The sequence below is a fragment of the Paraburkholderia ginsengiterrae genome (genome assembly GCF_001645125.1).
GTDB lineage: Bacteria > Pseudomonadota > Gammaproteobacteria > Burkholderiales > Burkholderiaceae > Paraburkholderia > Paraburkholderia ginsengiterrae.
Map to the genome: position 1 here is coordinate 216,292 of NZ_LXKA01000382.1, position 11,974 is coordinate 228,265.

General features: G+C 61.3%; 11 protein-coding genes and 3 pseudogenes. 11 read left to right on the forward strand and 3 right to left on the reverse strand.

The genetic code is table 11. The features are described from left to right. Positions 1-28: 28 nt before the first annotated feature. Positions 29-1,048: an ABC transporter substrate-binding protein gene (locus A6V37_RS37275; protein WP_064265229.1), complete on the reverse strand. Its 1,020-nt coding sequence runs from the start codon at positions 1,046-1,048 to the stop codon at positions 29-31. Positions 1,049-1,286: 238 nt separating this feature from the next. On the opposite strand from A6V37_RS37275, the gene A6V37_RS37280 reads away from it, so the two are divergent. The 9 genes from A6V37_RS37280 to A6V37_RS37315 all read left to right on the forward strand — a co-directional run bounded on the left by A6V37_RS37280 (position 1,287) and on the right by A6V37_RS37315 (position 10,066). After that, positions 1,287-1,964 carry a response regulator gene (locus A6V37_RS37280; RefSeq protein ID WP_064286895.1) on the forward strand — a complete coding sequence of 226 codons (678 nt, stop codon included), beginning with the start codon at positions 1,287-1,289 and terminating at the stop codon, positions 1,962-1,964. Continuing rightward, the gene (locus A6V37_RS37285; RefSeq protein WP_064265231.1) at positions 1,954-3,339 is read left to right on the forward strand and encodes a sensor histidine kinase; all 1,386 of its coding nucleotides are present in this window, start codon (positions 1,954-1,956) and stop codon (positions 3,337-3,339) included. The genes A6V37_RS37280 and A6V37_RS37285 overlap by 11 nt, the downstream gene beginning before the upstream one ends. A 173-nt stretch (positions 3,340-3,512) precedes the next feature. Then, entirely contained in the window at positions 3,513-4,547 is a 1,035-nt protein-coding gene (locus A6V37_RS37290) for an ABC transporter substrate-binding protein (RefSeq protein ID WP_064265232.1), read from the forward strand. A gap of 64 nt (positions 4,548-4,611) precedes the next feature. Then, positions 4,612-6,009: a sensor histidine kinase gene (locus A6V37_RS37295; protein ID WP_064265233.1), complete on the forward strand. Its 1,398-nt coding sequence runs from the start codon at positions 4,612-4,614 to the stop codon at positions 6,007-6,009. 10 nt (positions 6,010-6,019) lie between these two features. Next, entirely contained in the window at positions 6,020-6,718 is a 699-nt protein-coding gene (locus tag A6V37_RS37300; protein WP_064265234.1) for a response regulator transcription factor, read from the forward strand. A 452-nt stretch (positions 6,719-7,170) separates the two neighbouring features. Next, positions 7,171-8,298, forward strand: coding sequence for a porin (locus tag A6V37_RS37305; RefSeq protein WP_064265235.1), 1,128 nt, complete (start codon positions 7,171-7,173; stop codon positions 8,296-8,298). Positions 8,299-8,480: 182 nt separating this feature from the next. Beyond that, entirely contained in the window at positions 8,481-8,657 is a 177-nt protein-coding gene (locus A6V37_RS41145; RefSeq protein WP_157447936.1) for a hypothetical protein, read from the forward strand. 162 nt (positions 8,658-8,819) lie between these two features. Further along, complete coding sequence (locus A6V37_RS37310; protein WP_064265258.1) at positions 8,820-9,575, forward strand: COG4705 family protein; 756 nt, start codon at positions 8,820-8,822, stop codon at positions 9,573-9,575. A gap of 68 nt (positions 9,576-9,643) precedes the next feature. Next, entirely contained in the window at positions 9,644-10,066 is a 423-nt protein-coding gene (locus tag A6V37_RS37315) for a histidine kinase (protein WP_423213090.1), read from the forward strand. A 99-nt stretch (positions 10,067-10,165) separates the two neighbouring features. Here A6V37_RS37315 and A6V37_RS43300 read toward each other — a convergent pair whose 3' ends face one another. After that, on the reverse strand, positions 10,166-10,444 hold the full coding sequence (locus A6V37_RS43300; RefSeq protein ID WP_100249326.1) for a transposase: 279 nt from the start codon (positions 10,442-10,444) through the stop codon (positions 10,166-10,168). A 467-nt stretch (positions 10,445-10,911) separates the two neighbouring features. Here A6V37_RS43300 and A6V37_RS37325 point away from each other — a divergent pair. Next, positions 10,912-11,634: pseudogene (locus tag A6V37_RS37325) on the forward strand (EAL domain-containing protein); the annotation flags it as partial. Between the two features lie 63 nt (positions 11,635-11,697). Continuing rightward, positions 11,698-11,868 (forward strand): annotated as a pseudogene (locus A6V37_RS42700) (aldehyde dehydrogenase family protein); the annotation flags it as partial. A gap of 45 nt (positions 11,869-11,913) precedes the next feature. Here the strand turns inward: A6V37_RS42700 and A6V37_RS43305 are convergent. Beyond that, positions 11,914-11,958, reverse strand: a pseudogene (locus tag A6V37_RS43305) (hypothetical protein); the annotation flags it as partial. Between the last annotated feature and the right edge of the window lie 16 nt (positions 11,959-11,974).

Here is an 11,974-nt window from a genome sequence, read left to right on the forward strand (position 1 = left end):
TCGCAGTTCTCTTGATGTTGATAGGGCGTTACTTCGCCGCGGTCTTGACCGGGGCCGACACGTAGTCGTTGGAATAGGTCTTGGCGAGATCGATATGCTTACCCTTCACCGAAGGATTGAACGCCGACAGCACCTTCAGCACCGTATCCGGGCCGTCGGCGGGCATCTTGCCGTCCTTCGTGAACATGGGCAGCGACGCATTCAGCGCGCCGATGTACAGATCCTTGTTGTTGCCGTAGTAGTCCTTCGGCATCTTGTCGGCGATCTCTGCCGCGCTATGCGTGGCGATGAAGTTCAGCGTCTTCGCGAAGGCGTGCGAGAGTTTCATCGCATCGTCCTTGTGCGACTCGGCCCACGCGCGCTGCACGTAGAAGCTCGAAGCCGGATAGGTGCCGCCGAGCGCGGCGCGCGTGCCTTCCAGCGTGCGCATGTCGACCAGCACCTTGGCGTCGCCGGTCTTCAGCAGTTGCGAGACGGTCGGCTCGGTCGTCATGCCCGCGTCGATACGGTTTTGCTTGATGGCGGCGATGAAGCTGTTGTCCGCGCCCACCGGCAGCAGCGTGTACTGCGTGGACGGCACGCCCGCGCGTTGCGCGAGGTATTGCGTGAGGAAGCTGGTCGACGAGCCGAGCCCGGTCACGCCGAGCGTCTTGCCCTTTGCGTCGGCCATGCTCTTGAAGGTGTCGGCGGACTTGGTGGAGACCATTTCCACTTCACCCGGCACCTGACCGAAGATCACCAGTGCCTGAACTTCCTTGCCCTTGCTCTGCAGGTCGATGGTGTGGTCGTAGAAGCCCACCACGCCTTGCACCGCGCCCGCCAGCAGTTCGTTTTCCGCGTCGACGCCGGCCGGTTGCGAGAGGATTTCGACGTCGAGACCCTCGTCCTTGAAATAGCCGAGCTGCTCCGTGAGCTTGGCCGGCAAATAGATGATCTTGGTGGCGCCGCCGACCATGATCGTGAGCTTTTCCGCGTGAGCGGCGGCCGAAGCGGCGGCAAGGGTGAACGCAACACCTGACACGGCGGCAATCTGGCGCAAAGTACGCATGGGGCAGTCTCCTTAGGTTGGGGCGCCGCCTGGTGCTGCATGCGGCACTCTCTGAGTGAATGACGGCGATTATAGAAATCGCAAACCTTCTGCCAGCTTTCGGGGCCGTGGGCATTTCATGGGTGTTAACCCGCAAGTTCGCGCAAACCCCCACAACGCAGGCTGCAATCCACATAGGGCGCGCGCAAAGCCCCTGTTTTACGGCACAATCAACGGCCTGACTTTTGCCGTTCCCGCCATGAAGCTGCTGCTCATCGAAGACAACCCCACGCTGGCTCACTGGCTCGCCAAGATGCTCGAGCAGGAAGCGTTCGCGCTCGACGCCGTGCAGGACGGCGACGCCGCCGACCAGTTGCTGCGCACGAATCACTACGACGTGATCCTGCTCGATCTGAATTTGCCCAAGCTGTCGGGCAAAAACGTGCTGCGCCGGCTGCGTCAGCGCGGCGACGCGACGCCCGTGCTGATCCTGACGGCAAGCGGTTCGATCGACGAAAAAGTGGAACTGCTCGGCGCCGGTGCGGACGACTACCTGGTCAAGCCGTTCGAAGTGCGCGAGCTGATCGCGCGCATCAAGGTGGCGATCCGCCGCCAGGCGCCCTCCAAATCGAGCGAAGTGGCGTGCGGCGATCTGGTGTTCGACATCGACACGCGTCAGTTCACACTGAAGGGCGCGCCGCTGAACGTCACGCCGCGCGAGCGCTCGGTGCTCGAAGCGCTGATCCTGCGCCTCGGCAAGACGGTGACAAAACCCGCTCTGGTCGACGCGAGCTTCACACTCGCGGACGAGCCGAGCGAAGACGCGGTCGAAATCTACATCTCGCGTCTTCGCAAGAAACTCGACGGCAGTTCGGCGGCGATCGTCACGCTGCGCGGACTCGGCTACCTGCTGCGCAAGAAAGAAGATGACCAATAGTCTGCGCATGCGCTTGCTGTGGTGGCTGCTGGTGCCGCTCGCGTTGTACGTGTTCGTGACCGGCAAGGCCGAGTACGACAACGCGCGGCGCACGGCGGACCTGGTGCAGGACAATCAGTTGATCTCGTCGGCGCGGATGATCGCGGGCGAGGTGGAGTGGGTGGACGGCTTCCTGCGCGTGGATGTGCCGCCCGCGGCGCTCGAAGTGTTCGTTTCGCCCTACCGTGATCAGGTGTTTTACAGCGTGAGCGTCGACGACGGCCGCCTGCTCGCCGGTACACCGGATTTCCCGGCACGCCCCGCGCAGGCGCCCGATACCCCGGACCACTACGACGCCCATCTGCAGGGCCACGCCGTGCGCGCGGTCGGCATTGTGCGTCTCATGTACGACAACGGCGCAACGCGCCACGTGCGGGTGACGGTCGGCAAGACCGTGCGCTCGCGCGACGCCATGGCCCAGCAGTTGTGGCAGCCGCAGCTCGTGCGGCAGATCGAGATGATCGTGCTCGCGGTCGCGCTGGTGTGCATCGGCCTGACCTTCGAGTTGCGGCCGCTGATGAAAGTGAAAGAGGACGTGGCCGACCGCGATCCGATGCAGCTCGAACCGATTCGCGTCGAGCGCCTGCATACGGAGTTGCGGCCGATCGTTGAGGCGATCAATCAGTGCATCGCCCGGCTCGGTGTGCAGGTGGCCGCGCAACGCCGCTTTATTGCCGACGCCGCGCACCAGTTGCGCACGCCGCTTACGCTGCTGGGCACGCAGTTGCAGTTCGCGCGTCAGCAGGCCGGCTCGAATCCCGCGCTCGACGAAGCTCTGGCAGCCATGCATCGCAGCAACCGGTCCATGGTGGGGCTGACCAACAAGCTGCTGTTGCTGGCGCAAGCCGAGGCCGCCGATAACACGCAATTGGCCGTGGAAACGGTCGATCTGGTGCCGCTCGCAATGGATGTGGTGGAGGACCTGGCGCTGCTCGCCCAGGCTCGCAACATCGATTTGGGGGCCGAACTGAATGGCGCCGCGCCGGTGGCGGGACATCGCGGGCTGCTGCAGGCGCTGATCGCCAATCTCGCGGAAAACGCCATTCGCTACACCGGCAGTGGCGGCCACGTCACGGTCGCCGTCAGCGCCGACGCCGATCGCGTCGCCGTGAGCGTGCTGGACGACGGCCCCGGCATTCCGGCCGAATCGCGCAACCGGGTGTTCGAGCCGTTTTTCCGGGCATCGACCGATACGGAAGGCACCGGGCTCGGCCTCGCCATCGTGCGCGAAATCGCCGATGCGCATCACGGCGAAATCACGCTCAAACCGGGCGAGGGCGGCAAGGGTGTGCACATTGCCGTGTCGTTTCCGCGAGCGGCACTGGAGCGGTCTTAGGCGGTTTAAGGCCGCCTAAGGCCACGATTTGATTGGGACGACTCAGGACAAACCCGCAATCAGGACCGGAAACGCATCGGCGAAAGCGTTGAGAAGGATTCGCGCCCCTAGAATTTTTTCAGGCGATCCCTCGGACGCCCCCGCGGATGCGGAAAATAACGGAGACATCCACAATGACCCATGCTTTGACGCGCCTTTCGCGCGCCGTTCATGCCGCTGTCGCGGCGTCGCTCACGCTTCTTCTTGCCCAGCCGGCGGCCTATGCGGCCACCACGCCGGAGAAAGTCGTCATCATGGTCGGCGGCATCAATAAGCTCATCTATCTACCCGCGCGCCTGACCGAACAGCTTGGCTACTTCAAGGCCGAGGGCCTCGACGTCGAACTGCTGTCGCAACCGGCGGGCGTCGACGCGGAAAACGAATTGCTAGCGGGCGGCGTGCAGGGCGTAGTGGGTTTCTACGATCATTCGATCGATCTGCAAGCAAAAGGTAAGGAAGTGAAGGCCATCGTCGTGTTCGGGCAAGTGCCGGGCGAGGTGGAGATGGTCTCGGCCAAGTCGGCCGACTCGATCAAAAGCATGGCCGACGTCAAGGGTAAAACGCTCGGTGTGACCGGTCTCGGTTCGTCGACCAACTTTCTCACGCAGTATCTGGCCAACCTCAAGGGCGTGCCGATTTCGCAGTACACGGTGCTGCCGGTGGGGGCCGACAACAGCTTTATCGTGGCCATGAAGCAAGGACGCATCGACGCGGGCATGACGACGGAGCCGACCGTCTCGCAACTGCTGAAGACCGGCGACGCCAAGGTGCTGATCGACATGCGCACGCTGGAAGGCACGCGCGCCGCGCTCGGCGGCACCTATCCGGCTTCGAGCCTGTATGTGCAGAGCGCGTGGCTCGACAAGCACCCGCAGGAGGCGGCCCAGCTCGCCCGTGCGTTCGTGAAGACGCTGCAATACATTCATACGCATAGCGCCGAAGAAATCGCCGCGCAGATGCCGAAAGACTATATTGGCAGCGACAAGGCACTCTATGTGAGCGCGTTGAAGGCTTCACTGCCCATGTTCACCGTGGACGGCAAGATGCCCGCCGACGGGCCGGATACGGTGCTCAAGGTGCTGGCGGGCTTCAATCCGTCGGTGAAGGACCGCCATATCGATCTGTCCAGGACTTACACCAATCAGTTCGTCAACGATGTAAAGCCGTAAGATGGAGGCCGGCCGCCTCTCTCAGTGAGGGGCGCCGGCATGCAGCAGGGAGGATCGACGAATCGTGTTTTCAGGCAGTTTGCGCGGACGCTTGCTGTGGTGGCTTTTGCTGCCACTGGCGGCGTTCGTTTCCGTTTCCGGCATGATGTCGTATCGCAACGCGCAGACCACGGCCGATCTCGTGCAGGACAATGCGCTACTTTCGTCGATGCGCATCATCGGCGAGGACATCGATTGGGACAACGGCAGCGTCTCGATTCAGATTCCGCCGGCCGCGCTCGAGCTGTTCGAGTCGCCGGAGCAGGACAGCGTGTTCTATCGCGTCGAAGCCAGCGGCCACCGTCTGCTGGCGGGAACGCCCGAGCTGCCGCTGCCGCCCCACGTGGGCGACACACCTAAGCTTTACTCCACGCATCTCGAAGACGGCCGCGCGGTTCGCGCGGCCATTTACGTTCGGCAACTTTACGATTCCGGACGTACAGAGGAAGTCGTCGTTGCGGTGGCGAAAACCGAAGGCTCGCGCGACGCGATGGTGTGGCGTCTGTTGCGTCCGCAACTGTTCGGCGAAGTGCTCACGCTCGTGCTCGCGATGGTGTTCGTCTACCTCGGTCTGACTTTCGAGCTGCGCCCGTTGATGAAGGTGAAAGACGATGTCGCCGATCGCAATCCTTCGCAGCTCAAGCCGATACGTGTTACGCGCCTGCATGTCGAACTGCGGCCGATCGTCGACGCGATCAACCAGTGCATTGCGCGCATGGGGCAGCAAGCCGCCACACAGCGGCAATTCATCTCCGACGCCGCGCACCAGATGCGCACGCCGCTCGCGTTGCTGGCCGCGCAGATTCAGTTCGCGCGTCAGCGCGAGAACCGCGATGCGCCGCTTACCGAAGCGCTGGCGGGCATGCACAAGAGCAGCCGCAAGCTGACCACGTTGACCAACAAGCTTCTGTTGCTCGCGCAGGCCGAGTCGGCCGCACCGGCTGGCGCCTGCGAGCGCGTCGACCTGAGTGCGTTGATCGCCGGCGTGCTGGAAGAGTTGATTGCATTCGCGCAGTCGCGCGAAATCGATCTGGGCGCCGAACTGGAGGATGGGCTGATCGTGACCGGCGACGAGGCGTTGACGGCGGCGCTCGTCACCAATCTCGTCGACAACGCGCTGCGCTATACACAGCCGGGCGGCCGCGTGACCGTGCACACGCAACGCAGCAACGGCATGGCGATCGTGCGCGTGATCGATAATGGACCCGGAATCAAGGCCGAAGCGCGCCCGCGTGTGTTCGAGCGTTTCTATCGCGCGTCGAATCACGCCGAGGGAACCGGGCTCGGCTTGCCGATCGTGCGGGAAATTGCCCACCGGCAGGGCGGCACCGTGACGCTCGACGCAGGCGAGGGCGGCGTCGGCCTGGTCGTCACGGTCGAAATGCGCCTGTGGACGGCCGCGCCGAAATACGGGGCCGCATAAGGGGAGAACGATGAAACTGCTGCTCGTTGAAGATGACGCGGACCTTGCGCGCTGGGTGATGAACCTGATGCAGGTCGAGCAATTTGCGATTGACTGGGCGCAGGACGGCGAACGGGCCGAGACGCTGCTTGGCATGCAATGCTACGACGCCGTGCTGCTCGATCTGCGCTTGCCCGGCATCAGCGGGAAAGACGTGCTCGCGCGCCTGCGCCGCAAACGCGACAACGTGCCGGTGCTGATGCTCACCGCCAACGGCTCCACCGACGATAAAGTCGCGTGCTTCTCCGCAGGCGCCGACGATTACGTGGTCAAGCCCTTCGACGCACGTGAACTGGTGGCGCGCATCAAGGCACTGATCCGCCGTCAGGCCGCCGGCGACAAGGGCCAGTCGATAGAGTGCGGGGATTTGCGCTACCTGTTCGATTCGCGTGAATTCGTGCTGCAGAACGAAGCGTTGCCGTTGCGCCGCCGCGAACACGCCATTCTTGAAGCGCTGATTCTGAAGCAGGGCAAGACCGTCTCCAAAGCGAGCCTGATGGACAAGGTCTTTACGCTCGACGAAGAACCCAGCGCCGACGCAATCGACATCTACATTCACCGTCTGCGTAAGCATCTCGCGAGTTCGAGCGCGAAGATCATGACGCTGCGCGGGCTCGGCTACATCCTGCGGGAAGAAGAGCCTCGCGAAGGCTTTGCTGCCGCGTTATAACGCGGCCAGGCGGCGCTTCGGGCGCATGCTTGCCGTGAGCACTGGAACGCCGCGCGAGACCGTCGCGAGGCAACGGCGTCCCCATCCGTCCCTCCATGCCTTAATTCCCTGACTGGCAAACGTCAAGCACGGTCTCGCCAGAGCCATCGCACGAGTGAACACTCGCGCCGCGATGAGCCCTCGCACGCACGCCAACTCTTCCAGGTAACAACGCGGCTGCCAGACCTGAATGACCTGCTCCGGACCACTGACGTTGGCCAGAAGGCGGGGAGATGCTCGCTTATATCAGTGAATTCACTGAGTTGCACAAATGACACGGGAAAGGAACGTGAAGGATTGAAGTCACTAGGATGGCATTCATTCGGATATCGAACTGGCTGCATACAAAGACGGACCCGTAGTACCGGTGAGCAGAAGTCAGAATTTCAACGCAGCAATATGAGGAGACGATCTTGAAGAAAAAGTACTTGACCCTGGCTCTCGCCGCAGGCGCGCTTGGCGCCACCGGTGCCCACGCGCAGTCGAGCGTGCAGCTTTACGGCCTGATGGACCTGAGCGTGCCGACCTATCAGTCGCACGCAAACGCAAACGGCGATCACGTCATCGGCATGGGTCTCGGTGGCGAGCCGTGGTTCAGCGGCAGCCGCTGGGGTTTGAGGGGCGCGGAAGACATCGGCGCGGGCTCGAAGATCATCTTCCGCCTCGAGAGCGAATACGTTGTCGCCAACGGCCAAATGGAAGACCCGGGCCAGATCTTCGATCGTGACGCATGGGTTGGCATTGAGAATGACACCTTCGGCAAGTTCACGGCAGGCTTCCAGAACACGATCGCTCGCGACGCAGCGGCGATTTACGGTGACCCGTATGGCAGCGCGCGACTGACGACGGAAGAAGGCGGTTGGACGAACGCGAACAACTTCAAGCAGATGATTTTCTACGCGGCGAGCGCGACGGGTACGCGCTATACCAACGGCTTGGCGTGGAAAAAGCTGTTCAGCAACGGCATTTTCGCCAGCGCAGGTTACGCATTTGGCAACCAGACGAGCTTCGGTACCAACTCCAACTACCAGGCAGCAGTCGGGTATAACGGCGGACAGTTCGACGTGTCGGGCTTCTATAACCATGTGAATCGCGCCGGCATCACGAACCAGACGTTCTCGGTGGGCGGTAACTATCAGTTCGGCATTTTGCGCGCGAACGCGGGTTACTTCCGTTACCTGGGCAATCAGGGCGCGCTCGGCCAACGTCAGGACAACTCGTGGACGGTGTCTTTCAAGCTGTCGCCGAAGGGTCCGCTTGACTACGAGCTCGGCTATCAGCAGATGCGCGTTCACAACGCTGCGTACAACGGCGACGGCAACATTCCGAATGCGAACATCGGTGTCTTCGACTCGGCATCCGGACTCCACAACGGCTTTAAGGAAACGCTGTACTGGTCGGCTTTCTATCACCTCTCCAAGCGCACCGAAGTCTACCTGGCAGGCGACTACATGAAGCTGCATGGCGGCTACACGGTTGGGTCCACGTTCGGAGCGAACAACCAGGTTGAGCTGACGACGGGTGTGCGTACGCGCTTCTGATTCGGGTAGCGAGCCTCACGGCTGATTCATCGACGAAGATTGCTCCGATTCGCGGCGACGGATTTTTCCGTTCGCCGCTTTTTTTATTTCAGGGGCCTAAGGTGGCAGTTCTCAGCGTGCAACCCGTGCGGCCGTTGAGGGTCTAAGTTATTCAGGCTCGGCGACGTTTCAGGAGACCGGGAATGACTGCTCGAACAGTGTTGCGATGGGTTTGGATGAGTTTGATTTCGTGTGCGTTCATGGCCGGCATCGCCGGCATTGCTGGATGCGACGCGCTGAAAGGGCCACCGGCAGCGGAGTGGCCGGGCCCGCATGCGCCGTATCCGTTCCCGGACGACGTTCCACATCGAACCGAATGAAATTGGGGTAGGTTGGTCTCTTCCATAAGGCTTCCATAAGGTTATCCGCGGCATATTCGACGCACTGGCCGAGCGTGGGCTCCCCCGCTCGCAGCGCCGAACTAAATGCTTATTGACCGGAGAACCCGCGTGTTAGAGACCGCGAATTATCGTGCTGCGCCCATGAGCAACAAAGTGCCCGAGGCGACACTCGTCTTCTGGGCGATCAAGATCATGGCGACCACCGTCGGCGAGACCGGCGCCGATTACCTGGCCGTGCACGTGGGACTCGGCACCGCGCTCACCGGCGCAATGATGGCAACCCTCCTCGTCGTTGCGCTGGTTGCGCAACTGCGCGTGCGCAAGTATGTGCCGTGGATTTACTGGCTGACCGTGGTTCTGGTCAGTGTGGTCGGCACGCAACTGACCGACGCGCTGACTGACAAATTGGGCGTCAGTCTTTATGCCAGTACGATTGCGTTCAGCCTCGCACTTGCTGTCGTGTTTGCGCTTTGGTATCGGAGCGAACGGACGCTTTCTATTCACACCATTTACACGACCCGGCGCGAACTTTTCTATTGGGGCGCCGTGTTGTTCACATTTGCGCTGGGCACCGCGGCAGGCGATCTCGCGACCGAGGCGTTGGGTCTTGGCTTCATGATTGGCGTGGTGGCATTCAGCGCGTTGATTGCCCTGGTTGCCGCGTTCTATTACGCCGGCGTCAATCCGGTCCTCACCTTCTGGCTCGCTTACATTTTGACGCGGCCACTGGGTGCCTCGTTCGGCGACCTGCTTTCGCAGTCGCGCACGTACGGTGGAATTGGCCTTGGCACGATTAATACAAGCCTGCTCTTCCTCGGCGCGATCACGGCGCTCGTCATATTCGCCAGCGCTGTCGAACAGCGGACTGTGAGTGCGCCCGCCGTGCGTGAGCCTTGAGCGCGTGCGGCCCGAAGGTCGGCGGGATAGTTTTTCAAACTCAGTTTTAAATCAAACGGACGAACTCCATGATGAATCAACGTACCCTGAGCAAAGCCGTTATTGCTTCGTTCATCGCGATCTCCGCGCTCAGCTTCGGACGTATCGATACCAGCGGCGTGAGCGCATTGTCCGCCACGGCTGCGGAGCCGGCCAAGGTCTCGAAGCTTGGCGACCTCACACCGTTTCGCCGGATTGCCGCCGACACGGCGACACTCGTCGGAAAAGGCGACCTGGCGGGCGGCAAGGCGCGCATCAAAGATCTCGAGCTTGCGTGGGACGATGCCGAACCGTCGTTGAAGCCTCGCGCGGCAGCGGATTGGCACACCGTCGACAAGGCAATCGACCGCGCGCTGAGTGCCTTGCGCGCCGACACGCCGAGCGCGACGGAATGCAAGCAGTCGCTTGCCGATCTGTTGGCGACGATTGACCGGATGAGCGGTAAAGCCTAAACCTGAAGCACAAACAAGCGTTTGATGACGAGGGCGGACTGCTGCCCAGTGGACTACTTATGATTTGTTACGGTATGCTGAATTAATTAAGCATATCGCTCAGCAGCTCGAAAGCTCGGGATCGCACATTGGAAGGATTTCATTCACCTGGTCCAGCACGCCCGTCTTTTTCCAGGTCATATACCGAAGATAGCAAGTCTGCTGCGGCGGAAACGTTGCCGGAAGCCTGTGCCACTTCTCTTGTCTCTGCTGCAGCCAGAGTATCGCGTTGAGAATCTCGCGATCGCTCCGGCGAGGGCGTCCGCGCGCGGACTGAAGGTCGGGAAAGAGACCTTGGACGCGCGCCCAATCGGCGTCGGAGAGAGGGAGTTGTAGCATTGGCAGCCCCGGGAAACTGTATGACGAATGTGCAGTTATTTTCTGCTGCAATTGAGGCGATACTAGTAAATCTTTTTGAGGCGGTCAAATTGTCGTGTTGCAACGCGTTACGGTAATTTCTCCCGACTCTCTCATTTTCCCCCGTGTTTAACGTTTCCGCCGTGACGCCGCGGTGGTTTTAGGCGGCATTCGCGTTCGTTTTGCGCAGCCGTGCCGATGCGCGCGCACAACGTTATGCAGAGCGCTGCGTAGCGCATGGGGCGAAACGTTATACGGAACGCTACGTAACACGTGGTGCGACGCAAACGTTTGGCGAAAATATTTACGCGCTGACAGGTCGACGTTCTATTTCCCCAAAGCTTTATTCGGCGGGGCTTTGCGGGGATTCATCTAATTATTCCAACGTGCGCTTGCGTTACTTGGCACGACATGTGCGTACGCTAACGGGATTAAAAGACGAATATGCCATGCACACGCTCGAATATGCAAAACCTGACCTACTGGCAACTACGCTTACCGGGCGCTTTGCGCAAAACGATCTGGATTATGCCGGCGACACCTCTGTGGAGCTGAGCGAACTCGAAAGCCGCGTCCAGCAGGGGCTGCGCGCCGGCGAATTTCATCTCGTGTTTCAGGGCGCTTATCGCGCTGCCGGCGGAGCATTGGCTCGCCTTGAAGCGCAGATTCGCTGGAAGCATCCGGATTATGGCCTGCTGCTTCCGGGCATTTTCATGATGCCGCTCGAGCATCCGCAGATCGCGTTGGAAATGGCGTCGTTCGTCGTCGAGGGCGTATGCCGGGAACTGCGTGAGTGTCTTGCCGCGCAGTTGCCGGTGCAGCCGGTGGCGATCGCTGTGCCCGCTCATGTGGCAATGCATGAGTCGTTTGCAAGTGAGCTCGCACGCGTGGCCAGCTCTTATGGCGTGCCGGCCCGGTTGTTTGAAATCGAAGTTTCAGACAGTGCTGATGCGGCGAAACTTCTTTCGTTGCGTGCGTTGACTGCGGATCTTCGGGACGCGGGTGTCAGCATCACGCTGGGCAAGTGGGGCAATGGTGCGTCGTCTTTGGCGCTGCTTGGTGCGCTCGATGTGGACACAGTCACGATCGCGCGCGAGTTGATGGCGGCTGTGCCGCGCGATGTGCGTGCAGGGGTTGTGATGTCGTCAGTGCTGGATTTGCTGCGTGCGCTTGATGTGCGGGTTGTGGTGAATGGGGTTGATACCGAGGAGCAGTTGTTGTGGCTGAGTCGGTGGCCGGGGGTGTTGAGGGTAGGAAACGGCTGAGGCGTCGAAGCCGGCAAGCCGCTCGCGTCGCGCAAACGCATCGCGAAGATCGCCGTCACGGGTGAAACATCCACCGGCCGTCTGATCATGCAGTATGCGAGCCAGAACATCATTCCGGTGACGCTCGAACTCGGCGGCGAGTTCGAGCGTCACCGGAATGATGTTCTGGCTCGCATACTGCATGATCAGACGGCCGGTGGATGTTTCACCCGTGAAGGCGATCTTCGCGATGCGTTTGCTCGACGCG